Annotated in this window: 21 protein-coding genes and 1 pseudogene; 8 read left to right on the top strand and 14 right to left on the bottom strand. The window is 55.7% G+C overall.

Annotated features, from left to right (window positions below; translation table 11 throughout):
- Positions 1-100: 100 nt before the first annotated feature.
- From asnB to QNH97_RS03575, 9 genes are all read right to left on the bottom strand, one after another.
- A complete protein-coding gene (asnB, locus tag QNH97_RS03615; protein WP_283555643.1) occupies positions 101-1,957 on the bottom strand; it encodes an asparagine synthase (glutamine-hydrolyzing) in 1,857 nt (618 codons plus the stop codon).
- 65 nt (positions 1,958-2,022) lie between these two features.
- Positions 2,023-2,529, bottom strand: a complete 507-nt coding sequence (locus tag QNH97_RS03610; RefSeq protein WP_283555642.1) for a flavin reductase — start codon at positions 2,527-2,529, stop codon at positions 2,023-2,025.
- 55 nt (positions 2,530-2,584) lie between these two features.
- Positions 2,585-3,616 (bottom strand): pyridoxal-phosphate dependent enzyme, encoded by a 1,032-nt coding sequence (locus tag QNH97_RS03605; protein WP_283555641.1) that lies wholly within the window; start codon positions 3,614-3,616, stop codon positions 2,585-2,587.
- Between the two features lie 20 nt (positions 3,617-3,636).
- Positions 3,637-4,857: a M24 family metallopeptidase gene (locus QNH97_RS03600; RefSeq protein WP_283555640.1), complete on the bottom strand. Its 1,221-nt coding sequence runs from the start codon at positions 4,855-4,857 to the stop codon at positions 3,637-3,639.
- A 113-nt stretch (positions 4,858-4,970) separates the two neighbouring features.
- Complete coding sequence (locus tag QNH97_RS03595) at positions 4,971-6,398, bottom strand: 4-hydroxyphenylacetate 3-hydroxylase N-terminal domain-containing protein (RefSeq protein ID WP_283555639.1); 1,428 nt, start codon at positions 6,396-6,398, stop codon at positions 4,971-4,973.
- A gap of 486 nt (positions 6,399-6,884) precedes the next feature.
- The gene (locus QNH97_RS03590) at positions 6,885-7,154 is read right to left on the bottom strand and encodes a hypothetical protein (protein WP_283555638.1); all 270 of its coding nucleotides are present in this window, start codon (positions 7,152-7,154) and stop codon (positions 6,885-6,887) included.
- Entirely contained in the window at positions 7,151-8,131 is a 981-nt protein-coding gene (locus QNH97_RS03585) for an integrase domain-containing protein (protein WP_283555637.1), read from the bottom strand. The genes QNH97_RS03590 and QNH97_RS03585 overlap by 4 nt, the downstream gene beginning before the upstream one ends.
- A complete protein-coding gene (locus QNH97_RS03580) occupies positions 8,115-8,468 on the bottom strand; it encodes a hypothetical protein (protein ID WP_283555636.1) in 354 nt (117 codons plus the stop codon). Before QNH97_RS03580 ends, QNH97_RS03585 begins: the two co-directional genes overlap by 17 nt.
- Positions 8,455-9,861, bottom strand: a complete 1,407-nt coding sequence (locus QNH97_RS03575) for a YfjI family protein (RefSeq protein WP_283555635.1) — start codon at positions 9,859-9,861, stop codon at positions 8,455-8,457. Before QNH97_RS03575 ends, QNH97_RS03580 begins: the two co-directional genes overlap by 14 nt.
- A gap of 1,040 nt (positions 9,862-10,901) precedes the next feature.
- Here QNH97_RS03575 and QNH97_RS03570 point away from each other — a divergent pair.
- The 8 genes and pseudogenes from QNH97_RS03570 to QNH97_RS03535 all read left to right on the top strand — a co-directional run.
- A complete protein-coding gene (locus tag QNH97_RS03570; protein WP_283555634.1) occupies positions 10,902-11,219 on the top strand; it encodes a chromate resistance protein ChrB domain-containing protein in 318 nt (105 codons plus the stop codon).
- A 149-nt stretch (positions 11,220-11,368) separates the two neighbouring features.
- Positions 11,369-11,764 carry a hypothetical protein gene (locus QNH97_RS03565; protein ID WP_283555633.1) on the top strand — a complete coding sequence of 132 codons (396 nt, stop codon included), beginning with the start codon at positions 11,369-11,371 and terminating at the stop codon, positions 11,762-11,764.
- 98 nt (positions 11,765-11,862) lie between these two features.
- Positions 11,863-12,264 carry a hypothetical protein gene (locus QNH97_RS03560; protein WP_274116606.1) on the top strand — a complete coding sequence of 134 codons (402 nt, stop codon included), beginning with the start codon at positions 11,863-11,865 and terminating at the stop codon, positions 12,262-12,264.
- Positions 12,265-12,389: 125 nt separating this feature from the next.
- Positions 12,390-12,641 carry a DUF2933 domain-containing protein gene (locus tag QNH97_RS03555; RefSeq protein WP_283555632.1) on the top strand — a complete coding sequence of 84 codons (252 nt, stop codon included), beginning with the start codon at positions 12,390-12,392 and terminating at the stop codon, positions 12,639-12,641.
- A 90-nt stretch (positions 12,642-12,731) separates the two neighbouring features.
- The gene (locus QNH97_RS03550; RefSeq protein WP_283555631.1) at positions 12,732-15,002 is read left to right on the top strand and encodes a heavy metal translocating P-type ATPase; all 2,271 of its coding nucleotides are present in this window, start codon (positions 12,732-12,734) and stop codon (positions 15,000-15,002) included.
- Positions 15,003-15,113: 111 nt separating this feature from the next.
- Positions 15,114-15,386: a heavy-metal-associated domain-containing protein gene (locus QNH97_RS03545; RefSeq protein ID WP_283555630.1), complete on the top strand. Its 273-nt coding sequence runs from the start codon at positions 15,114-15,116 to the stop codon at positions 15,384-15,386.
- A gap of 27 nt (positions 15,387-15,413) precedes the next feature.
- On the top strand, positions 15,414-15,854 hold the full coding sequence (locus QNH97_RS03540; protein ID WP_283555629.1) for a DUF411 domain-containing protein: 441 nt from the start codon (positions 15,414-15,416) through the stop codon (positions 15,852-15,854).
- Positions 15,855-16,140: 286 nt separating this feature from the next.
- Positions 16,141-16,386 (top strand): annotated as a pseudogene (locus QNH97_RS03535) (CopD family protein); the annotation flags it as partial.
- Positions 16,387-16,679: 293 nt separating this feature from the next.
- Here QNH97_RS03535 and QNH97_RS03530 read toward each other — a convergent pair.
- From QNH97_RS03530 to QNH97_RS03510, 5 genes are all read right to left on the bottom strand, one after another.
- A complete protein-coding gene (locus QNH97_RS03530) occupies positions 16,680-16,976 on the bottom strand; it encodes a hypothetical protein (RefSeq protein ID WP_283555628.1) in 297 nt (98 codons plus the stop codon).
- A gap of 179 nt (positions 16,977-17,155) precedes the next feature.
- Positions 17,156-17,626, bottom strand: a complete 471-nt coding sequence (locus QNH97_RS03525; RefSeq protein ID WP_283555627.1) for an arsenate reductase ArsC — start codon at positions 17,624-17,626, stop codon at positions 17,156-17,158.
- A gap of 251 nt (positions 17,627-17,877) precedes the next feature.
- Positions 17,878-19,122 (bottom strand): hypothetical protein, encoded by a 1,245-nt coding sequence (locus tag QNH97_RS03520; protein ID WP_283555626.1) that lies wholly within the window; start codon positions 19,120-19,122, stop codon positions 17,878-17,880.
- A gap of 9 nt (positions 19,123-19,131) precedes the next feature.
- Positions 19,132-22,344, bottom strand: coding sequence for an outer membrane lipoprotein-sorting protein (locus QNH97_RS03515; protein ID WP_283555625.1), 3,213 nt, complete (start codon positions 22,342-22,344; stop codon positions 19,132-19,134).
- A gap of 10 nt (positions 22,345-22,354) precedes the next feature.
- Positions 22,355-23,920, bottom strand: coding sequence for an AMP-binding protein (locus tag QNH97_RS03510; protein ID WP_283555624.1), 1,566 nt, complete (start codon positions 23,918-23,920; stop codon positions 22,355-22,357).
- Between the last annotated feature and the right edge of the window lie 12 nt (positions 23,921-23,932).

The following is a 23,932-nucleotide window of genomic DNA, read 5'->3' as shown; positions in this document are numbered from 1 at the left end:
CTGAGCTGACCATCGGTAATGTCCCTCCTTGTTCACTGCTGAGTCATCGTGAACCCACCGCGTCACTGGCGCGGCGCGAATGGGTTCGACACCTTCTACGTTAGATATCCACGGACACATCATACTCGGCGAGCCAACTGTTCATGCCCACCACCCGCTCCATGCCCATTCGTTCGTGCAACGGGGAGACTTTCCCCGCCTCCCTGCCCAATGTGTCCTTGACTCGGCCCAGGTCCAATAGTTGGCGCACTGGTGCATTCGGGTCCGCCGCAATACTGGACATGGCCGAACGCAATTCTTTTTCGTAGGCCGGATCCTGGGTTGCTGGATAAGGGTTTTTGATACGTTGCACGATGGAATCCGGCAGCAAGTCCCGTGCCGCCGCACGCAAGATACTCTTCTCCCGTCCATCGAAGGTTTTCATTTCCCAGGGAATATTGAAGGCATATTCCACCAACCGGTGATCACAGAAAGGCACCCGAAGTTCGAGCCCCACGGCCATGCTCATACGGTCCTTACGGTCCAGCAGGGACTGCACGTAACGCGTCAGATGAATATGGGTGATCTGGCGCATGCGCCGGTTGGTCGCGTCCTCTCCCGGCAATTCCGGCACCGAATCGAGTGCTTGGTGGTAGCTGTCTTGCACGAAAGCGGGCATATCCAGTTTCGTCAGCAGGCCCTGATCGAACAGGTTCTTGCCGTCGAACAACTTGACCGTCGCCGTAGACATCCATGGGAAGGTATCGGCGGGAATGGCAGCCGGATCATGGAACCAGCGGTACCCACCGAATACCTCGTCTGCGGCCTCGCCAGACAGTGCAACCGTGGATTGTTTACGCACTTCCTCAAACAGGCGGTAAAGCGAAGGATAAAGGTCCCCCCAATAGGCCGGCGGCAAGTCAAGCGCGCGGACGACGGCAAGACGCAATGCCGGATCGGCCAACTCTCGGCTGTCTAGGATGATCTGGCCGTGATTGGAGTCCACCCACTTGACCAAGTCCCAGACAAAGGGTGTGTCGGGGGTAAGGCGGAAGCCATCACTGACGAACTCTTCACCGTGGTCCTTGAAGTCGAGGGAGAACGTACGAACATTTTCCTTACCCTGGGCCAACAGCTTTTTAGAGGCCAGGGATGTAATGGTCGACGAATCCAGACCGCCCGACAGCAGCACGCACAGAGGCACATCGGTGATCATCTGGCGATCTACAATGTCTTCGAGCAAATCACGGGTGTGCTGGATGGTTTGCTGCAGCGAATCACCGTGCTCGCGGGCTTCTAGTTGCCAATAACGGCGAGTCTTGATGCCATCGCGGTTGACCTTGACAATCTCACCTGGCAGCACCTCTCGCATGCCTGCGAAGATCGCCTGCCCTGGCGTCTTGACCAGTTCCAACAGCTCGCGCATGCCGTCGGCCTGGATTCGCCGGGGCACCAGGGCGTTAGCCAGGATGGCCTTGGGCTCCGAGCCGAAGATCACGCCATCAGCGGTAGGAAAGTAGAACAGCGGCTTAACGCCCATCCGGTCACGGACCAGCAGCAGCTCTTGTTTGCGTATATCCCACAAGGCAAAACCGTACATGCCATTCAGGCGCTCGGCAAACTGCTCCCCCCATTCAACATAGGCCCGCAGCACCACTTCGGTATCACTGTTGGTTTTGAAATGATGCCCTTTGCTCACCAGCTCAGCACGCAACTCGCGAAAGTTGTAGACCTCACCGACATAGCTGATGACGGCTACATCGTTGTCGTGACCCGGCTGGTTGGCAGCCATAGGTTGCCTGCCTCCCTCCAAATCGATCACCGACAACCGTCGATGGCCCAGGGCAATTGGCCCCTCGATCCACAAGCCTTCACCGTCAGGACCGCGCAGGGCCATGGTATCGGTCATTCGCTGGACAGTGTCCCGGTGCAGCCTCAGATCCCTTGAGTAAGAAAGCCAACCCGCCATTCCGCACATAGTGTTATCTCCTGGTGTAAGGGAAACTCGTTAAGCATCGAACAACTAAAAAAGCGCAGGCCGGCTCATAGCGCCGCCATGCGAATGAAGCGCCGGTTGAAGTAGCCCAACCCTTCCTGCTTGCTACCTACCTGCACAGTCACGGGCTCGCAGAACAGCACTCCGTGGGAGTGAACACGGTGAGTGGAGACAATCCGGCAATCAAAAATCACCAACGCATCCGTGAGCAAGGGCGAGCCTGTGGTCCCGGTATGCCATTGGCCAAAAGAGAATTTTTCGACAGTGCTACGGGGTTTGGCGAATATCTCGCTCAGCTCAGCGGCATGGGGGCCCAGCACATTGACGCTTAATATTTCGCTCTGCAGACACGCCTGGAAAGTGCTCGACCGTTGATTGAGGCACACCAGCAACGTCGGCGGCGCATCCGATACGCTGCAGACGGACGTGGCAGTCATGCCTTCAGGACAACCATTGATGCGCGTGGTGATGATGCAAACGCCTGCCGCGAGCCTAGCCATGCCGTCGTGATAATCCTGCCGGGATATGGCCTCGGTCTGAATGAAGTCAAACATGCAGCATCCTCATGGATGAACAGTACAAACGAAACGCAAAGGGAGGTGTTGCGCTTCAATAGCTCATCGAAGCCAAGTGTTCGGCGTCCATTCCCGGCCTGGACCTTTTGAACTCGCTGGCCTGCAGGTCTTGGCGCAGTGCCTCGACGCCGTACAACTGGATCTGTTTTTCGTCTACCCAACGGTCGTCATACAGCGTATCGAGGTAGTTGGTGCCGCTGTCAGGCATGATTGCCAGGACACTTTTCGCCGAGGAGCCATACAGGCATTGCAGCGCGCCGTAGGCCACCAGCCCCGCCGAACCGCCCAGTAGCAAACCGTTTTCACGGGCCAGAATCCGGCACATCGAGATCGCATGGTGGTCATCAATCAAGCTGTGGTAGTCAAAACAATCCAGGTGGGTATTGGCCGAACGCCAGGCCAGGCCGACACCATTGAGCAAGTAAGGCGAAAATGCCCCGCCCAGAACCGCAGACCCCACCACATCGCACGCCAGGATCTTGACCTGCGGGCGTTCGAGCTTGATACCCCTGGCGATACCGGACAGATGCCCACCCGTGCTGACGCAGCCGGCTAACACGTCGTAATCGAGACTGGCGAATTCCTTGGCCGAGGCCTTCTCGTGATAAGCCGGGTTATGCGGATTGTCATATTGGTTGGGCCAGTAGGCACCGGGGTACTCGTGCAGCAGTTGCTGGACCCTTTCGATCCGCGCCCGTTGATAGCCTCCCTGACCGTCCGGCGCTGTCACCAAGTCAACCTGCGCGCCATAGGCTTTGTACCAATTGATTGCACTAGAGCTAACCTTAGGGTCGACCACCACGATCACTTTCAAGCCCATCGCCGCGCCAATCATCGCCAGGGATTTGCCGAGATTGCCGGAGGTGGATTCGATCAAGGTGCCACCAGGCGCCAAAAGGCCGGACTCCAGGGCCGCCAGCACCAGGCCCAGAGCGGTCCGGTCCTTAATGCTGTGGTTGGGGTTAAATTGCTCCAGCTTCAAATAGAGCTTCTTGCCGCTGGGCACCAGCGAGTGGGAAAGCTCAAGGACTGGACACGATCCAATGGTTTCCAAAATGCTCTTCACGAGGCGACTCCCTTCATTTCCTATCGAAACGATGACGTAGCGATAATCCCAAGCTCGGGACACGGATCCTTGGTCAGAAAAGTATTGCCCTCAACACCGACGAGTAATGGATCCTCAAGGTGCAAGGCTCCCAGGCCAAACTCGTAATAAGGCGTCTCTACCGAGATCACCATGCCCTGCTCAACCTGCGCGTCTTCGCCAGGCGCCAGGATCGGCCGCTCATAGGCCTCGTGGCCTATGCCATGCCCGACGTGATGACGCCTGTATGCAGGAAATCCGTTGCTTCTCACGCACTCCATGGTCATGTTGAAAACGTCCTTGCCGGACATCCCGGGCCTGATCAACCGCCCAGCGTGCAGCATCCCTTCACGCAACGCGGCATAGCGCCGGGCAGTCGCATCGGTGACATCGCCATAGGCGTAGACCCTCGCCAAGTCTGCCCAGAACCCTTGATATCGGGTGTTGGAGTCGAACCAGAGCAGGTCGCCACGTTGCAAGGTAATGTCTGCCCGCTGTTGGCGCTGCCCGCCGACGGCCTCACGACCAATCTTGATCATCGTTAGCTCAGGTCGGCCGCCAAGGCCGACTACGGCGGACTCGAAGATCTTGCCGATTTGCACCTCGCTGATGCCCACATGCACCGCGTCTGTCACCTGCTTGATCGCCGCTTCGTTACAGCGGGCTGCCAAGGTCAGCATCTCGACCTCATAAGGGGTCTTGACGCGGCGTATCTGTCGGATCAGTGCTGATGCCAGAACGAGAGTGTCTCGGCCGAACTGTTCCTGCATTGAGGCCAGGGTGGAGTGGGCGATACCGTCCTCGTCAAAACCGATCCGGGTCGACGGTGTAACACCCAATTCTTGCAACAGAGAAGAAAGCGCCTGCTGGGCATTCAAGTGCCGAGCCGAGTTGCTGGTCCATGTATGGATGGCAACTTCGTCCCCGCGCAACACGCTGGCATCGGGTAACTCGCGATGGAAAGTACCGTAGGTGTGAACAAGGCCTATGGAGGTTTTAGACTCGGTAATCTGATCGCACTCTCCACAAGAATGCACGACATGCACAACATCTGGACTCTGACGACAAATGACCAGGTAGCACTCGCCATAATAAGGATTTAACTCCTTGATCACGGGCCTGATACCCGTGAAGTAGTTGATATTTTCGCGAGTGGACACTAACAACATATCAATATCTTGCGAATCCAAGACACTGGAGAGTTTGCCAAGATTATAGATCACGAACAGTCAGTTCCTTTGATTTTAAATATCATGCAGCCGACGACGCAGGCACACACCAGACTGAAAACTTAATCTAATATTACGTATCAGGCCGACCACCTACACATAAAAGTTTAGTGATTGCCTTTAAGCGCACGCCCCACCGAATCCGACATGGCTTGCTTGTTGTAGTTGCTGTAGTGCGCTGCAGCAATACGCATAGGATCGCCAGCATGATAGGTTTCATAGATCATTTGGCGCTGACCAAAACCATCACCGCTTACATCCCACGCCAAGTTGAGTAACTTGCCCCTGTCCAACGGTGACAAAAACGGATTTTGTAACGCCTGTTGCAGGCAGGCTTCGTTCTCATTATGAAAATCATCACCGTGAGGCACGGCCAGCATTGAGCCCGCCGCTAGGGACTGAACAGTCTGCAACATTTTCTGGTACCACTTCGGAAAATGACAGCGAATTGCCTGGATCGCGTGAATACTTGGGTTGCACACGCCTTCGGCGTCAACTTGAGCTTCGAGTTCAGAGAGCATTACGGCACCGCGGATAAGCTCATAGGCGGTGGTCAATTCCCCCAGTTGTTCCTGGACATTAATGTAGGAGGAAAGACCTAGGTTTCGAGCAAGACTGTCCGCAACGCCAATCAGCAGCTCGGCCTTGGCTAGCCCCCGGACAACCCCTTGGTGACCAGTATGATGGCGGGTGCGGGTCACGTCGTAGAATTGATTGGATTTGGCAATGTCGCGAAAGATGAACACATCAGACCAAGGAATACGCACCTGATCAAACACGAGATAGGCGTCTATCTCATCCATTTTGCTCGAAAGCGGGTAGTCGAACTCAGAAGATTCGGGATGTACCAGGCTCTTGCGACAAATGATCTTCAATCCATGCGCATCAGTCGGGACGGCGAACGCCAGCGCATAATCGGCGTCATGCTCAGTCAGACCGGGCATGTTGAAGATCAGTAATTGATCAGCGATGGGAGCAAGGGTCACAATCATTTTGGCCCCGCTGACTTCGATCCCCCGCTCACTGATGTTTACGCATTTGACGCCGGCATAAAGGTTGGACTGAAGCCCCATGGGCTTGGAACGATCAATCTGCGGGTTGATTGCACCGTGGCCGACGAACAAATGCTCCTTGGCACAACGGTCATAGAAATCAATAACGTTGGCCGAGTAGTCCGCATATTCATCACGCCCGAAGAATGTCGCATGGGAACGCATGGCGCTCAAGCCGGCATTGATAAAATCGGGAGTTCTTCCCAACATCCCGAATGAACTATCAGCCACTTTTTTATAAGCATTACGTTTGCGAACCAGATCATCGACAGTGCCTGGCACCATCAAGCTTATTGCGGCAGGACTGCCCTTGTAGTCGAAGTGAAACTCTGGGCTTTCCAACATATCGTAATAGGACAGCGTATTTTCAATAGCCCCCTGAAAGGCAGACTCCTGTAGAACGTTATTGACCCTTTTACCATTCAGCCAAATATTTCGAGGTGCGACCAAGCGCTGGAGATAGGTGTCCCTAGGATTACTCATAACTTTCCTTGTCATTGAAATCTCAATGCATAAAAAGCTACTGAGATTTGGAATGCCTGTAAAGCCCTCGAAGACAATTTTGGATCCAATCTGCATTATGGACTGTTAGACCGACTGTCCATCGCATTGATTTATATAGAAAAAATCTCACTATTTTTTATTTAATCTCAACACCCTCCAAAAACTCTTTCGACGTTCCCGCAGCCCGCATGTTTCATCACTATTTTGGTGCATCTCCTCAACAAGCTGCGCGCCATTTAAGTGCACAACAAGGCAAGCTCGGCTGGGCAACTCTATGTTTTGAAGGAAGAGTTTCAAAAGCGCTATTGATGAACGCCAATATACTAGCGACTCCAAACCCTATTACTCCCTCATAGCGGACAGTAATAGGGGCACGAGCAAAATGTCGCACCGAAATTGTTTATATGTGAGCCATTGCATTCCAAAAAGGTGCACCATGATGTAAAAGCGTCATTCGCACGACGTTCATACAGCCACGAGTTGCGCTTTTCTACGGCGGATCAATTCTGCTGTTAATCCGTAGTAGTAGACGGTCGCTGGTGCAGCGCAGCGCAGCGAGTGTTCCAAAAACCATTTGACGTGCTTTTCCCGCCAAGACCAAGGAGTCGCGCAACCCCAGCGCTCACCAATCGACTCGTGCATCCTTTCTGCTTGTCTGATGTGCCGCTGCCGCGTGGCATGTGCACCTTTGAGCACCGGGCTCAGAAACACCACCATATCGAACTCGGACTTCATCGCCGACCTCCGATGTAGGCACTCACCACATCGATGCGGTTATGTCCCAACTCGTGGCTGATCTGCTGTCGTCCACGCTGATCAAGCTCTCGATGTTCTCGGTGACAACGACCGCCATTCACGGGTGCAGGGCAGCCGGTCAGTTGCTCATAGCGCTCACAGGCGTAAGCCGCCCGTAGCTCATGAAAACCTTTCAACCCCTGCTCATGCAGGAGGGCCCGTGCCGGTCGCACGACTGTCTGTATGAAGTCTTTGTAGCTTTCGTTGGGTGCCAACAAATTCCGACTGCCCTTGGGTGAGACCTCCGTGGCCCTATCGAGGGCACTGCGGACTTGTTCCGTGACCGTAATCCAACGCGGTGCGGACGCGCCTGATCGACCGCCTTTGGTGCCGTCTTGGATATTGATCCTCCCCAGTCGTTGAGCCTCTCGTTGCAGCCGCGGCAGGTCCGCCAAGATCGCTTCACGCAGGCGCATGCCGGTTTCCCGGGCCAGGTGGACAATTGCGGTCACTCGTTGCTGGCCTCGCTCTGACAGCGCTTGCACAATCAGCCTGACCTGCACACGGTCTTGGCCTTGCGGTGCCTCACTACGAACGCTTGAACGCTGTAGGCCTAGCGCCTTGCTCGGACTGGAAATTTTGACGTGATGATCACCGCGCAGCGCGGCCATCGTTCGGTTCACGCTGGATAGGCGATTCTGGGCGGTAGCGATGCCGACGTTGCCCTGATCAACCTGCTTACGAACATAAGTGGCGTACCCCATGAGGACGTCACGATCGATCTGTCGCGCGTCATTTAGCCTCGGCCCTTCCTCTGAACGACACCAATTCACGAAAGCCTGCCACCGATCACTATGGGCTTTGACGGAAGCAAAATGGCCGTCGCCAAATAGATCTTTCAAAGCTTGCAGTCCGGCATAGCTGAGCTGGCGACCGAAGCCAAAATTACGGCCAGCTCGCTTACCGACCCGAGCCATTTTTCTGCTCCTGATCGACTGCGGCGAGATCACGCAAGAGGGCTTGCCAGTTCGCACTCACGATGGCGAGCTGGACCCAATCAGTCGGACGAAAACACAGCGTGTTATTGATGACGTAGAGATGCGCGCCCTCTTCTTTCAACCGCTGAATGATGGCTGCCGTCGAGGCAATAACTTTTTGGGTGGTGGCGACACCGGCGACAGTGGCGACAACCCTTGTGCTGCCTGGCTTTGAGGGCGGCGACAAAGTGGCGACAGTAGCGGCGACAAACTGCGCTTTCGGCTCCTTTTGGCGCTGAGCCAGATGGTTACGCAACGCTTCATCAAGATTGAACATGACGCACCTCAAAGGTGTGGCCGTCGGTGATCAGCCACTGATGATCAAGCAGCTCGACTAACAGCTTGGTGGCATGGCGACTGCTCTTTCGGGCAAAGCGGGGACCGTTGCGGTTCAGGTCTCGAATACTAAAGCGCTTCCACTCTTTGACCTGCAGCCAGCGCAACAGCCGGTCCGCCTCTTCCTTTACCCGGCACACCGGTTCCCGTTCGGTCAGGCGCTGGATCTCGGTGAGGTAGTAGCCAACCAAGGTCGAGGCCCGTTGGATATGGTCGACCTCCACGACACTGCTCTCCTCCACCACGGCCAAAATGCCGGCGACGCGCAGCAGGTTGTCAGCGGCCTTAGATCCGCTGGGCCGCACGCTGGCCAGCTCACCAAACTCACCCATCTGGGCTTCGATGGCATCATGAAGATCAATCCAGCGACGACGAGCCAGCGGACTGAGGCTCAGCGGTAACAGCTGCAAGGCACCGTCAGCGGAAAGTGACCAGGGCTGATAAAACAGGGCCGAAAGCCGACGGTGATATCGCTTCAGGGCGGCGTCTTTGGACAAGTCGACGGCCTGGTAACTGCGCTGTCCGGCCAGGCTGGTAGGCCAGGTCATCAGGCAGCGACCGAGGATGCCTTGCCCCTGCAGCAACGGGTCACTGAGTAACTGCATGGCCAAGTACGGCTGCAGCATCAAGTGCAGGCTCACGCGCCGGTCATAGGCCCGCAGGCTTTCCCCGGCCATCGAACGAGCACGATCAATCGGGCTGCCGTCCCAGAGTGACGACAAGGTCGTGACCGCTTTCAAACGGTTATCCCGACTCATGGTGCTACTGCCGAGGAATTGTCCGCCCTCATCACAGAACAGGCCCATGCTCGGCAAATCGTGACAGAGCCCCTTGATTAAGGCCTCGATAGTCGGATCGGTGGTAATCAGCCGAGGGGCCGAGGGCTCCGCGTCGCGCAGCACATCATTTTTAAAATCGGGATCGGCAGGATTAATACGCTGTGCCTGTCGCTGTGCAGCGCGGTACCGAGCAAGCTGTTCGCGGTAGCGTTGCCACTGCTCACGCTCCCATTGCCGTGCAGGCAGCAATGCAAATCGGTCTGTGGCGGTCTTGCGATCACCGGACGCGGCCACAGTAATCAAGTACAACGACAGGGGGTAATTTCTCCCGTCGAGCTGTAAGCCCGCATGCCCTTGAGTGGCCAGCGCCGAGGCGGCCAAGACCGATTGTGCAGCCAGCGCCTGGGGCACGCCGATGACCTCGGCCATGCGCTCCACCGCAGGCCCAAGAATCCCACCCAGTGCCTGCACCGGATAAGGCTGGGCCAAGGAATTCGACTCAATCAGCGGTCGAGGTGGTCGTGGTAGTTCAAGCTTCGGATCTAACTGCTGCATGGGCCCTCTCCTCGGTGATTGATGGCTGCCCTCACGTACTCCCGCCACGGCTGTTGAGTGTTATCAGGGATCAAGGCCCCTGCGGCCTGTGAGGTGTTCACTGACGCGGAACGAACGGCTCCTTACAACCGAGAGCGAGGGCATGAACCCATGAATCTGGCCTCCTTGGCGCATCCAAAAATGCGGGCGGGCGGAGGCTGTGCCGACTGACGAGTTCGGCACCTGGAGATCCTGAGTGGGAGAAGGCAAAGACATGGACACCTGGGACATGCCTGACTGTCAGTCAGGTGCAGCCTTTCCATGGGCTGGGGCACCGGCGCCTGTGTCGTTGCGGATGGCGACGAATCGGCGTTGTCAGATCGATTGTCACGAGGAGAGTTGCGGCAATGCCATGTACGACGTGTCCTGCAGCGGTGGTACGAGCGCCCGTCTCTTTCCAAGAGAAAGAGACGGGCGCGGTCTGGCGCAGCGAAATGTGCCGAATGGTGAGGTTGCTGCAGCGCAGCGAGGTAAGTCCATCGTCTGCCGCAGTGGACAGATAAGTCGAGTAGGCATCCATCACTCTTGGGGAGTGACCGTGCGAGCCGCCGGACGCTATATCGCACTTTGGAGGAACCACCACGCAAGTGGCGTAGCCTTGAAGGTTCGGGCTACCTGGGCTGGTGCTGTCAACGACAGCGATCCGTGCGCCAATTTTTATACCGACTCGAAAAGGGGGTCAAGCGTCACGGCCAAAGCGTGCAAAAAGTGGCGACTGTCGCCACTTTTGTCGCCACACTCCAGGCCCCGTCTTGCTTGGGTTGTCGCCGGTGTCGCCGGTGTCGCCACTTTTCTAGCCATAGCCTCAGGACAAGCTTCGCTCTGACGCTGGAACTACACTGCCCCGATAACAATCGCGAGTAATTACTGACGTGTAAACGCCGGCGTGGCGCTAATTAAATTTGAAATGGGGTGGTGGTACGAGGTGGCATCGAGAAAGAGCGAGTGAACCCTCCGATCGGCGCGATCAAAGATCGCTGGATCGGAGGATTTGGCGGGAAATGCAAATCTCAAACGTCAAGTACAGCCTCAAGCATCAAAGTTGGTTGATTGGGAGGTTGCAGCACCTGGCCAAGATCGTACGCGAGGCAGATACCTCTCACCTGGATCTGACGCCGCAATCAGCTGGGTTGTACGCAATCTCGTTGGGGCTGTCGCAGCGTTTTACTAACGACCATGAAATGCTGGCGCACGTCCTGGTTGTGTATGACGCACTCTATGCCTGGTTCAAGGAATGCCAAGGTGAATCGCATAATCACAAGGACAATGAAAGGGCAGTGCACCACACGCTGCTAGTAAAGAACGACAAAGAGGGGTAAACATCTGAAAGGTCGACGTAGACCATACAATTTGACCACACCACAAGAGTCGACATCCGGCTGCATAAATTGATGTGGATCAACCTTGGCACTTCGATGTGCTGTATGTTGAAAAATCAAAACCCGTTAATCAGTACCGGAGATTCTCCATGTTCTGGTTTCGCCATCGTCAACCAGCGTTCATACGCCTCGCCATCGTGCTGTGGGTGTTAGCGTTTGGTCTGGCAGCGACCCAGGGGTGTCTGGTACAGCCCAGCAACAATCCGGCTACAACTCATGCCTCGCTGAACACCGCGCAAGATCACGATAACCACGAAGCTCCTGCTCTCGATTGCCTTCAGCACTGCGCCGATGCGGCGATAGTTATAAGTCCGTCGCTCCATCTTAAAATTTTTGACCTGTCCAGTTGGACGTTTCTGCTCCTGATCCCTGCGTTGCTGATTTTATATCCCGCCAACCCCTTCGCTTTTGCCTTTCTTGCGTTACGACGCCCGGCTCCCGCCAGACCGCCTGTACGTCTGATTTTCGTCCGTTTCAACGATTAATCGACCTTCTGCGCGCCGATCTTCGGCGCACTGTCTGACTGCGCCAACCTGGCGCGGCTTGGTATTACCTGAGTTGTCCTCACCCTTTGGAGATTGCCATGCATGCCACATTGAAATTTATCCTCGCCACCCTGCTCGTGAGCAGCCCACTTATCGCCTCGGCAGTCGATGAGCATCACCCGGAGGGGCAGACCGCGCCCGCCAAGACAAGCGAAGCAGCTACGCCGATGCAAAACAATGTCATGACCGAGCAAATGCAAAAAATGCAGGCTGCACACGACAAGGCAGCCGCCGCCAAGACCCCTGCCGAGCGACACGCCGCCATGCAGGAGAGCATGAAGACGATGAAGGACAGCATGGCTATGATGCATAAGAACTGTCATGGCAAGGGCATGGGCATGGACGGCAACAAAGACGGCATGGAGATGGGAATGATGAACATGATGATGAAAATGATGGATCAGCAAACGAGCATGATGAACATGCCGATGAGCAAGTGACGCGCACAAGCCTGTAGGCAATGCAGCGACGGTTTTACTTTAGCCAATATGCCAAGGGTAAAACTGCCGCCCGTTGCACCTTTACGACGTATCACTAAACAGCACTCCCTCAGGAGTACAGAACCATGATGAATTCGCCACATTCCGCTAACACCTCTCCAACATTTTGGAGGAGCAAACCCGGCATAGCGCTGGGTATGCTGCTGGTGATCGTGCTGTTCTATCTGGCAAGAGAACACTACAGCCATATGCTGGGTTTACTGCCTTATATGATTTTGCTGTTGTGCCCGCTGATGCATTTTTTCGGGCACCACCACGGTGGTCACAGTCATCACGGCGAAACCTCAGTCTCAACCAAGGATGCGAACAGGAGTTAGCTCATGCACACCCCTGAGGTTCGTCAAGAGCACGGCCCAATACAGAACTCTGAACCCCAACCCACCGGCTCCCATGACCCGGTATGTGGCATGACCGTCAGTAACGACAGCCAGTTCAGCACGGAATATGAGGGGCAAAACTACCGGTTCTGCAGCCAGAAATGCCAAACGACCTTCAGGGCAGCGCCCGAGCGTTATCGAATATCTCAACTGAAAATCGAACAAATCCCTCAGACAACAGCAGAACCGTTAACGGGTGCCGCTGAATACACATGTCCCATGCATCCGGAAATTCGCCGGATCGGCCCCGGCGTCTGCCCTAAGTGCGGCATGACCTTAGAGCCGGTGATTCCCGAATTGGAGGAAGAAGAGAACTTAGAACTCAAGGACTTCACCCGGCGCTTCTGGTGGACATTGCCACTGACAGTGGTCGTAACCGTGCTGGCTATGGGTGGCCATGCCCTGGTGCTGTTCCATGGCACCACGCAAAATTGGGTCGAGCTGGGATTGGCTACACCCGTCGTGCTGTGGGCTGGCTGGCCGTTTTATGTGCGTGGTGTGCGTTCGGTGATTCAGCGAAGTCCGAACATGTGGACGCTAATCGGCCTCGGCACGGCGGCGGCCTTCCTTTACAGCGTCGTGGCCACCCTGACCCCCAATGTATTCCCCAGCAACTTCATGATGGAGGGCCGCATCGGTGTGTACTTCGAAGCGGCGGCTGTGATCATCTCACTGACCCTTCTCGGCCAGATGCTTGAACTCAAGGCTCGCTCGCAAACCTCGGCTGCCATCAAGTCGCTGCTTGGACTGGCACCCAAAACTGCCCGACGGATCAATGCCGATGGCACGGAAGAAGACATCCCTCTGACACACGTACACAGCGGCGACACGTTACGTGTGCGACCGGGCGAAAAAGTGCCTGTCGACGGTCAGGTGTTGCAAGGCGAAAGCGCTGTAGATGAGTCGATGCTCACCGGCGAACCGATACCGATCATGAAGAGAGCCGGCGACGCGCTGATTGGCGCCACTCTCAACATCCACGGCAGTCTGGTGATGAAGGCGCAGAAGATAGGGTCGGCGACCCTGCTCGCACAGATTGTGCAGATGGTTGTGCAGGCACAACGCTCAAAAGCGCCGATGCAACGGCTGGCAGATGTGATTGCCAGTTACTTCGTGATTGTGGTGATTGCTATCGCCGCGCTGACTCTACTCGGCTGGGGGCTGTGGGGGCCCGAGCCAAGTTGGGTGTTCGGACTGATCAACGCTGTCGCGGTCATGATCATCGCCTGTCCCTGTGCCCTTGGCCTAGCGACACCGATGTCAGTCATGGTTGCCACCGGCAAGGCTGCTGGCAGCGGCGTATTGTTTCGCGATGCCGCCGCCATCGAAAACCTGCGCAAGATAGACATCTTGATAGTCGACAAAACTGGCACCCTCACTGAAGGTCGACCAGCATTCCATAGCGTCGAGGCCGTACCCGGATTTACACAGGATGAAGTGTTGCGCCTGGCCGCAAGTCTCGATCAGGGCAGCGAGCATCCATTGGCCCACGCCATCGTCGAGCAGGCTCGTGCCGCAGGGCTAAAACTGGTGACACCTGAAACCTTCGAGTCAGCCTCAGGTATTGGTGTAAGCGGTCAGGTCGAGGGTCGCCGCCTGATGCTAGGCAATACCGCGTTGATGCAGGAGGCCGGCGTTTCCACCGAGAGCTTGCAAGTACATGCCGAGAAGCTACGCGGCGACGGTACGAGCATCATGTACCTGGCAGTCAATGGCGCCCTGGCGGGTTTGCTGGCTGTTGCCGACCCCATCAAACCCACCACGAAGCTGGCCGTCGAGCGTCTGCAGGCGGATGGCGTCAAGGTCATCATGGCCACTGGCGACGGCCTTACGACTGCTCGTTCGGTAGCTCGCCAGTTGGGCATCGAGGAGGTGCACGGCGAGGTCAAACCGCAAGATAAAGAACGTCTGGTGGCATCTCTGCAACAAGCCGGACACCGCGTGGCAATGGCCGGCGACGGCATTAATGATGCCCCCGCACTGGCTCGCGCTGATGTAGGTATCGCCATGGGCACCGGCACTGACGTGGCGATGAACAGCGCTCAGGTCACCCTGGTCAAGGGCGATCTGCTCGGTATCCTGCGTGCTCGCAGCCTGTCAGTCGCAACGGTGAGTAATATGCACCAGAACCTGACCTTCGCCTTCCTTTACAACGCCATGGGTATCCCACTGGCTGCCGGCTTGTTCTATCCACTTACCGGTCACCTTCTGTCACCGCTCATTGCCGCACTGGCCATGAGCGTGAGCTCGGCGTCGGTGGTATTCAACGCCTTGCGTCTGCACCAGGCTTCCATTGATTGAATGAAAACGACCGCTTGACCTTGCCATGGCAGCAAGGTTGAGGACAAGCCAACGCCGCAGAAAAGCCTCATGCGTCATTTCCATGATCAACTTTGTTGTGAGGAGTCACCAATGAAAACTGTTGAACTGCAAGTCCAAGGCATGAGCTGTGGTTCATGTGTCAAACATGTCACCGAAGCGCTGCGCCCACTTGAAGGCGTCAGTGACGTAACAGTGGATCTACAAGCCGGCCGGGTGAAGGTCAGCGGCGATTCGGACAGCCATGCGCTGCTTGCAGCTCTGGAGGACGCGGGCTATCCAGCACAGCTGGCGACAGTCGAAAGCGTAGCGAGTAAGAAAACCTCGGGCTGTGGCGGGAACGGCGGCGGTTGCTGCTGCCGGTAAGCATTATTTTTAAACTGGAGAACTCCCATGAATACCAGTCTGCGTATTGCTGTGTTCACGACACTACTCATGACCGGAGCGGCACAAGCCGCTGAAGTCATCGACGTTTACCGCGATCCTAGCTGCGGCTGCTGCAAGGACTGGATAAAGTATCTTGAAGTCAATGGCTTCAGCGTGCGCGACCATGTCGAGCCCAACATGAGCGAAGTCAAACAGCGCCTAGGCGTCGCTCCGCGCTTGGCCTCCTGTCATACCGCGATGATTGACGGAAAGTTTGTCGAAGGGCATGTACCGGTAGCACAGATTCTCGACCTGAAGGATCACCCCGACCTCGTCGGAGTTGCGGTGCCGGGTATGCCCGCTGGTTCGCCTGGAATGGAGTACGGCCAAACCAAACAGCCGTATCAGGTGATAGGTCAGACCCTAACGGGTACCGATCAAGTAGTCGCCGATTATCCTAGCAATTGACGACTACGTTAGGCTAACCAGGCACGGCCTATCACAACAAGAAAAATCTATGGGTGCTACTCAATCGCAGCGCAGCCAGATGATGTGACATCGTGCTCGAAAAATGGCGGCTGGCACCGAATCTCTGAAGTGAGCCCTGGCCGAATGAAGGGAATGGATCACTCTCAGATGTAGGGTATGGATGACGGTCAATTGCAAGGCAGGAGCCTTGCATGTCATCTCTTAAAGCCTTCAGTGTTGCTGCAGCACTCAGCGCAGGTCTGTTGTTGAGCGGACTTTGACCACCACTACCTATGGTGCCCTATTGTCGTTAAAGATTTTTTTGTTTGTCGGGATGCTCATGTTTGCGGCCTTGAACCGTTTTCAACTGAGTCCGCTGCTCGAACGATCCATTCAGACAGGCACTCACAGTGTCGCCATTAACGCCTTGCGGCGCAGCGTGATTCTAGAGCTGTTGATCGCGGTGATCATCATGGCTCTAGTTGCCTGGCTCGGCACCCTCAGCCCAGAGATGGAGATGTCTACTGATTAGGCCGTAACGCGAATGCTAATTTTCAGTACCTATTTGAACGAGCGACCCCGTGCTGAACCAGTCGTAGAAACTACATTCTGGGCACAGGGTTTGGCTGCACAATGTTCCTATATGACGCGTGGTGCCTAAAACGCTCATTACATTTTCGGTAGCTTCAGATTGAAAGGTCGAGTAAAGATTTTCGGTGCACTCACCTTTTTGGTAGAGGCTGAGTAAGAAGTACCTCGGCTTTGCTTAATCCTGGCCGATAGACCAAGTGGACTGTGTAGACAGACTCACGACCATGTAAATCGTCAGAGCGGCACGCGACGATCGCCCCTTAATACCGAGCGGTATTCCAATTGGTATTCCAACCAAAAATTAAAATCGTTATTAACATTATAAATCAATAAGTTACCGAACCCATTCAAATTACCCCGGCCCACCACTTCATCATCTAAAGACGTCCACGGACGTCTTTTTTTGTGCCTGAAACCCAGTGAAATCAAGGGTTTCAGCGCTACTGGGCTCCTCAACAGCTTGTTGTGTCCCAGCCGTTTGGGTATTCCCAGCCTCCCGGCGCTAACCTTGAGAATGCCAAACGGTGTCATGGGCAGTTCTCTGAGCGCACAAACCACCCGCCTCTCCAACCGCCAGCTCAGGCGGTCAAACCGAGAGACAAGGGTTACGTCCTCAGTGATGGTGACTGGCTTCAGTGGCGGGTAGATCGACCCGCTCTGGTTGAATGTTTGGCCAGATGTCGTTCATTCCAACCCCTTGAATCCAATCGTTAGAGACTACCGATGCTGACGAGCGCTGCTTTGAGGTCATCCTCACTCATTTGCCTTACAGGCAGGGCTATGAATGCGCGGACCCGTTCCTCGATCTTGGCTAGCGTCACTTGGAACGCAGCTTCGATCTCCGCTTCGCTACCGGTCGCGACGGATGGGTCAGCCAAGCCCCAATGGGCTTTGAGAGAAGGGCCGAAGAAGATCGGGCACGCCTCGCCTGCTGCTCGATCGCACACGGTAATGACAATGTCCGGTGGCGCATTTTCAAATGCATCCGAAGCCTTGCTTGATAGGCCTTTGGTAGAAATGCCGGCGGCTTCCAGAGTCTTCAACGCTTGAGCATTGACCTTGCCACTTGGAAAACTTCCCGAGCTCACCGCTTCCATTGCCTCGGGCGCCAGGTGATTGAACAGTGCTTCAGACAATATGCTGCGGCAGCTGTTGTGGGTGCACATGAACAAGACTTTCATTAAGTATCTCCGGTTCAGAAGCTCAGGCGGATTGCCAAAGCGGCCAGGGTGGCAAGCAAATGGGTAGTGTCAGGACGATGCCGGTGCGGAAAACCCGGCGGAAGACTTTTTCCAAACTCGAGAGTATGAACGCAGGGAGCGATCCCAAGCATCAGAAGCGATAGCCAGTTCGACGGAGTTCACAGCGCTGTGCCCTGCTTCAGCGGCCTGCATGGTGAAAAACCAGACTTCACGGCGCTGCTGCCTCTGCATCACCAGCTGTAACTTGCCTCAACGAACGTTAATGAGTTGGTTCTCAAATGACCCAGGAAGGAATCCTGGGGCCCCCTGAAGATGTCGAACCCGGTGCTCACCCGCCACGAATCCGTTAATGCGTATTTGAGTCTTCCTCGCAGCATCCAGTCGTTGCGGGGCTCAGTCCAAACGGCAAAGAGATCAAGGTCGGCTTTTGAGTCGAACAGTGGCTTGGCATACCTGAGCGTAACCCCATACTGGTCACGGTCGAGTTCATTGCTGATCAGCGCCTGTGCCGCTTGTACCTGAGCAAGCAACGGGTCGTTCGACAGACTCGAAACTGACCTCAAGTGCCGCCAAAAGCCCTGCAACGAAACAGTCTCGCGGTCACCGACATACCACTCAGCACCACCAATTGCTGAGGTATAGGGCTGTCGACGGGCAACAGCAGGATTCGATGACTGCTCAAAATCCACCCAAGCAATTTCCCCCCTATAGGCCATTTCCCCACGGACTATTGTGAAGTCGCTACCGATCATGCGCATGCGAGTAGCGTGCTGACCGAGCGTGATGCCTTCAGGCGTGGCACTTCGTACCGCAAAGGTTGGAAACAAGTCATGGCCGTCTATGACACTCACCGACCAATCAGCATCAGAACCCAGCACGTCATACTTCACCGCAACGGTAGGGCGCACATCTGGATCTTGCTCCCTGAAGACCACACCTGGTGTCTTCTCCAGCGGCACATCATTAAATTGGAATCGATCCAATACATGCACCTGCAGCTTTCCCGCGCCCACCTCACAGTCCAGGTGCAGTCCCCAGTTTCCCGTGCGCTGATCAGTCGTCTCAGGGGTCAACCTTCGGTAGTTGCTCGGTGAAACCTGATCGGTGGGATTGATCCCATCAGCACGCCCCCACATCACCAGCTTTTTGCCCAGGGCAGGCGCACACACCGTCTCACTGCTTTTCACATACAGCTCATTGACTCCTGCGTCTTCACGCTTCTCATCCAGACGCTCCGGAGACGATAGCGCCCAGACCTCACTGTTCAACTGCAGGCTTTCGGACGCCTGCCAATCCAGTTTGAGCTTGGCACGATTGGAGAACACCGCGTGTTGGTCATCCAACATGCGGTTGGATGACCACACGCCTGAAGCGACCTCACCTGTCACTTCCGGCGCGCTGGCAAAAGCACTCGCGCAGAGAATCAGGGGCGCGACAGCACCGGCCCGCCACCAGGGCAAAAAGGACCCGCTCATCTCCTCTCCTTATTTGGAAGCTATGTTGTTCGCGGAGAAGAGGCTGTCGCTCAGCGACTCGCCGACCTTGAAGTTGGAGAAAGTAATCGTAGTGGTATGCCCACTCTGTAGGTTCTTGCCCTCGGTTTTCATTGGCTGCCACTTTCCATTCGCTGAATCAACCAACTGGATGTCCGCGAAGGAGAATTGTTTGTAAGGCTGTCCACTAGCATCCGAGGCTTCCACGTAAGTCGTGGCGAAATTGTCCTTGCGCACCCAAGTCATGCGTTTGGCATACCCCGAATTAGTGCGGACGCTATCCTCAGCGGGTACCGACTCAATGACGTAATGCTCAACACCGTCACGTGCCTGCTGGCTGAGCAAGGTGTGCTTCCAGTCGCCGACCTTGTGCCCCATGACATCGCCATAACTAAAGTCAGTACCGATGAAGCTGTCTTTTTTGTTCGAGGCTACCAGGCGGCGCACACGTTTCATCGCCGGCAGGTATACCCACATATCGTCATCCTGGGCCGAGCGTTCAACGAGCAAAGTCGTGGTTCCGCGAATGTCTGCCGGCGCTTCGAAGCGGACCAGACGCATGGTGTCTTGCCCATTTTCCTGAAGTTTCGACGCCATGTTCGACTTGCGAACGCGCTTACCACCATCCTTGGTCTGCAGCACAAACTCTGCATCCGCCGTGGAAGTGCTGAAGCGAGTTACAGCAGCATTGCGCTCCATGATTTGCTTCGCCTCCAACTCTGCCGACCAACCTACCTGTGAGTAAGTCAGGAAGCCGATAGCAGCCAGGATGATCAACAGCACTGCGCCACGATCACCCGAGCGACGCTGGAAAATGAATGCTGGTTTGAAGGTCAGAATGGCGCTCGGAATGAGGGTCAGGGTTGCCAACACGCTTGCCAGCATCGCCAGCACGATGAAAGTAGAAAGCCACATATGAACCTTATAGTCGTAGGAGAACATGAGGACGGCATAGCCACCTGCCACAGCAGTGGCAACGAACAGACAGGCTTTACCCGCGGTTTTCATTGCCATTTCTACGGCCTGAGGCAAGGCCTTGCCCTGGGCTGTGTACTCACCAATGCGGTATATGAGATAGATCGCGTAGTCAGCGCCAATCCCCACCGCCATGGCGGAGATCAACGAGTTGGGAATGTTCAGAGGGACACCGAAGTAGCCCATGACGCCGAAGACCAGCGAAAGGACCACAAGTAGCGGCGACAGCACCAGTAGGCCAGCGGTGAACGAACGGAAGGCGATAACGGATACCGCAAAAATAACACCGAGTATTTGTGCGATATTCAGCAGCTTGCTGTGCACCATCACATCAGTGACTGCCAGTGTCTGCGCCACCTCCCCGCCGAACGAAACCGTTACATTTTTGGGGAAGCGTTGGTTCGCAATTTCACGCAGCTCGTTGACCAGCCGATCAATTTCAGCGTTGCTGTTGGTCCGCAACATGATCGAGATCTTCGCTCGCTGGTAGTCATAATCGACATGCGCCGAGAAGTCTTCCGGATCGCCAGACATCGAGTAAAGGAACAGGTACTGGGCGATCAGGTTTCGATCGTCAGGTAGTGGATTAATAGCACCCGTGTCCCCAGATGCAGCGCCGTGCATGCGCTGGAGAAAGTCATCGATGGACAAGGTCTTACCCACGATCGAGCGCTTCGCGGCATCAGCCTGGAGCTCCCGGATAGCATTCAGGATCTGTGGATCTTTCACGCCATCGGCCTGCCCTGTATCGACCATTACATACAGAACGTTGGTACCGCCAGTCTGTGCGTTCAGCAGGTTATCGTCCCGCTGCAGTGGCAGTGAGTCAGAGAAGAAACTCTTGCTCGAGTTATCGACATGCACCTTGGGCCAGCCAGCAATCGCAACACCTATCAATACGACGAAGGCCGCCAGGATCCACCTACGACTGCGCGGCGTGATTACCAAATGAGCAATGCGAGCACTCAGGCGATCCCAAATTCGCGGTTTGGTCTCGGTATCAATCTGTGCCGCCGAAGGGGGTTTCAGGCTGGCACGAACTGCCGGAGTGAACGTGAACTCCAGTAGCACCGCGGCGAGGATGCCGATGCCCGTGAAAATACCGAAGGCCCGGACGGTTTCAAGCTCGAACACTACCAACGAGAAGAAACCCAAAGCTGCGACACCACCGGCAATCACCAAAACGGGTCCCACTGCCACGAGCGATTGAATCGTCGCCAGCCGGTTGGCCACTTCTGGGGCCATGTGCTGCCCGTTGACCAGTTCGATGAAGTGTTCGTAGTAGCGCTTGAGTAATTGAACGGCGTGACCAGCCGCAACGGCAAGAATCAGGATTGGCGTAGGCGAGTTGAAGATATCCATCGGCACCTTCATCAATCCCATGATACCGACGCCCCAGACCACCGAGAGCAATGCTGTGACCAAGGGAAGAATCAGTCCCTGACGGGTACGGAAGGCTTCGTAGTGCAGCAAGCCAATCACCAGCACCGCGATGGGGAATAACCAGTTGATTCGATCTGCAAAAACCTCAGCCTGGTGCAGGAACACCGGATTGCCACTCAAGGAGATCTCGACGCCTGGCGTATTCTCCTGGCTCAGGATTTGATGAACATCCGAGAGCATTGCCCCAAAACCATTGGGATTTTCCTTGAGCTCCAGCATGATCGTAGCTGTTCGCCAGTCGCTGGAGATTACGGTGTCCCGATAAACCGGGTTTGCATCGATGGCCGACTTCAGGGCACTCAGTTGCTCTTCGGTCGTCGGTATCTGATCACCGAGCAACGGCTTGGCCTCAAACCCTTCGGCGTTCCCACGAATACTCTTTGCTTGCCGCGAGGAAAGACTCAGCAGCGTCTGTTTGGTCACCGATGGCGCGGCATAGAGCTTGTCCGTGATGCGCTTCACGGCTTCGAGCACCTGAGGTTGCAGCGCATCGCCCTGAGCTGGGGTCAGACCGATCACCACGAGGTACTTCGAACCGAAGATCCTCTCGATGGTGTTGGTCGCCTTGATGTATGGATGGCTCTGCGGAACAACTGCGGCAGGGTTGATGATCACTTGTTGTTTGGCTGCAAAAAAGCCGAAGAACGCCGATAGAGCCAGTATCAGGGCAATGACCCAACGCCGATGATCGACCACCCAGGTCACATACCGCTCCAAGGGCAATGAACTCTTGATGCCGGCTTCGTGAACAGAATCTACCGCTGCAGTTTTCGTTACTTGCGTCATAAGTCAGGCATCAGCAGGAGGAAGTGGGAGTCAAAGCCGCATCGCCTTTGTACAACTGAGCGATGTGATCTTTGAGAAGGTGTTTCTGGACCTTTGCAGACGCTGTATACGGAAACGCATCCACGACGGTGAACTGCGTCGGACGCCACCCGTTGAAGGTCTTGGAAAGGTTTTGTTCGAGCTCGGCAGTGACTGAATCGGAATCGACCTCAGGCATAGCCACCCAAGCAAGCACGCTCCTGCCGGAAGTAACATCGGTGACCAGCAATGCTGCATCTGCAACACCTGGAACCAATCGAGCCTGATGCTCCACAAGGGCTGAACTGAGGGGGATACCATCGGCGATCAACGAATCTTCCATGCGATCGATGACCTCTAATTCCGAGTTTTCGTGCAGCGTCGCGAAGTCCCCGGTTGCCAGCCAACTACTGCTATTTGCTGTGCTGTGGGCAACCCAATGCCCACGGGCCATCAGCTCACCAGTCCCCTGCGTCGAGCAAAAACCCCCTTCGCACTGCACGGCCAATTCAATGCCAAATACAGGTTTGCCGTGACGCAGAGAGGCCTTGCTGCTATCGAAGCGCTCGATAGTGGCCAAGGGTGATGTCTCAGTCATTCCCCAGGCATGGCATACCTCGACGCCAAGCTTTTCCTGGATGAACTGAGCAACTTCAAAAGGTAGTCGCGTACCACCGACAACCGTGCGGCGCAGGGTGCTGAAGCTCAATCCGTTGGTTCGCATGTAGCGCACGAGCGCCAGCCAATGTGCAGAGACTGCCCCCAAGACCGTAACGCGGTGCGTCTCGATCCATTGAAACCACTGCGCAGGATCGCGATGCGGTGGTACGAGCACCAATGACGCACCGACTAGCGGGCAAACAAAAGGAGCGCCCCATGCACTGGCGTGGAAATTCTGCATGAGCGGCATAACCCGATCGGCACTGTTCAAGCCCATTGCGTCGGGCAAGGCACAGGCCCAGGCATGCAACACGGTTGAACGGTGCGTGTACTCAACAACCTTCGGAACGCCTGTGGTACCCGATGAGTAGCAGACATGGGATACCGTATTTTCCGCAAACTCCACGGCGACGCTTTCGCTGCCACTCCCGATGCCCCGCCGTGCCATCTCGCGCATCGCGGTACCCGGTACCAACGCTGCGAATGACTGGGCAGCGCTCCCCGTCACAGCGTCATGCAGCAACAGGCTTGGTCGCAGTTGCTGAAGAAAGCGCCCGAGATCTTCTGGGTGATGTTGAGGGTTTAGAAAATGAGTGGCCACGCCCTGGCGTAGTGCTGCGTAAAGCCAAGCCATTTGATCGAGCGAACTGAAACCAAAACTGACAAGTGCTTCTCCAGACCGAAGCCCCATGGCGTGAAGCTCCATGGCGCAGCTATGCGCAGTTTTTGCCAGCTGAGCATAGGTTTGAGTTTCAACCGTACCCTCCAGCGATACAGAAGTGACCGTTGCTGCTGCATGCACCTGTGCTGCATGTTTGAGCAGGTCGTGGACATGAAGCGAGAGCGCTTGCACTCTCGCGGTAGGGTGTTGCTCGGGGTCAGGAGAGTATTTGTTCATGCGTTCATAGTA

The organism is Pseudomonas sp. G2-4 (assembly GCF_030064125.1).
GTDB lineage: Bacteria > Pseudomonadota > Gammaproteobacteria > Pseudomonadales > Pseudomonadaceae > Aquipseudomonas.
Note: the sequence above shows the minus strand (reverse complement) of the source record. Positions and strands in the feature narration are given on the sequence as shown.

What these genes read in the sequence shown, in the direction of transcription:
- asnB (WP_283555643.1), bottom strand. Translation starts at nt 1,957, where the DNA reads ATGTGCGGAATGGCGGGTTGGCTTTCTTACTCAAGGGATCTGAGGCTG.
- QNH97_RS03610 (WP_283555642.1), bottom strand. Translation starts at nt 2,529, where the DNA reads ATGTTTGACTTCATTCAGACCGAGGCCATATCCCGGCAGGATTATCAC.
- QNH97_RS03595 (WP_283555639.1), bottom strand. Translation starts at nt 6,398, where the DNA reads ATGAGTAATCCTAGGGACACCTATCTCCAGCGCTTGGTCGCACCTCGA.
- QNH97_RS03590 (WP_283555638.1), bottom strand. Translation starts at nt 7,154, where the DNA reads ATGAAGTCCGAGTTCGATATGGTGGTGTTTCTGAGCCCGGTGCTCAAA.
- QNH97_RS03585 (WP_283555637.1), bottom strand. Translation starts at nt 8,131, where the DNA reads ATGGCTCGGGTCGGTAAGCGAGCTGGCCGTAATTTTGGCTTCGGTCGC.
- QNH97_RS03580 (WP_283555636.1), bottom strand. Translation starts at nt 8,468, where the DNA reads ATGTTCAATCTTGATGAAGCGTTGCGTAACCATCTGGCTCAGCGCCAA.
- QNH97_RS03575 (WP_283555635.1), bottom strand. Translation starts at nt 9,861, where the DNA reads ATGCAGCAGTTAGATCCGAAGCTTGAACTACCACGACCACCTCGACCG.
- QNH97_RS03570 (WP_283555634.1), top strand. Translation starts at nt 10,902, where the DNA reads ATGCAAATCTCAAACGTCAAGTACAGCCTCAAGCATCAAAGTTGGTTG.
- QNH97_RS03565 (WP_283555633.1), top strand. Translation starts at nt 11,369, where the DNA reads ATGTTCTGGTTTCGCCATCGTCAACCAGCGTTCATACGCCTCGCCATC.
- QNH97_RS03560 (WP_274116606.1), top strand. Translation starts at nt 11,863, where the DNA reads ATGCATGCCACATTGAAATTTATCCTCGCCACCCTGCTCGTGAGCAGC.
- QNH97_RS03555 (WP_283555632.1), top strand. Translation starts at nt 12,390, where the DNA reads ATGATGAATTCGCCACATTCCGCTAACACCTCTCCAACATTTTGGAGG.
- QNH97_RS03550 (WP_283555631.1), top strand. Translation starts at nt 12,732, where the DNA reads ATGACCGTCAGTAACGACAGCCAGTTCAGCACGGAATATGAGGGGCAA.
- QNH97_RS03545 (WP_283555630.1), top strand. Translation starts at nt 15,114, where the DNA reads ATGAAAACTGTTGAACTGCAAGTCCAAGGCATGAGCTGTGGTTCATGT.
- QNH97_RS03540 (WP_283555629.1), top strand. Translation starts at nt 15,414, where the DNA reads ATGAATACCAGTCTGCGTATTGCTGTGTTCACGACACTACTCATGACC.
- QNH97_RS03530 (WP_283555628.1), bottom strand. Translation starts at nt 16,976, where the DNA reads ATGACACCGTTTGGCATTCTCAAGGTTAGCGCCGGGAGGCTGGGAATA.
- QNH97_RS03525 (WP_283555627.1), bottom strand. Translation starts at nt 17,626, where the DNA reads ATGAAAGTCTTGTTCATGTGCACCCACAACAGCTGCCGCAGCATATTG.
- QNH97_RS03520 (WP_283555626.1), bottom strand. Translation starts at nt 19,122, where the DNA reads ATGAGCGGGTCCTTTTTGCCCTGGTGGCGGGCCGGTGCTGTCGCGCCC.
- QNH97_RS03515 (WP_283555625.1), bottom strand. Translation starts at nt 22,344, where the DNA reads ATGACGCAAGTAACGAAAACTGCAGCGGTAGATTCTGTTCACGAAGCC.
- QNH97_RS03510 (WP_283555624.1), bottom strand. Translation starts at nt 23,920, where the DNA reads ATGAACAAATACTCTCCTGACCCCGAGCAACACCCTACCGCGAGAGTG.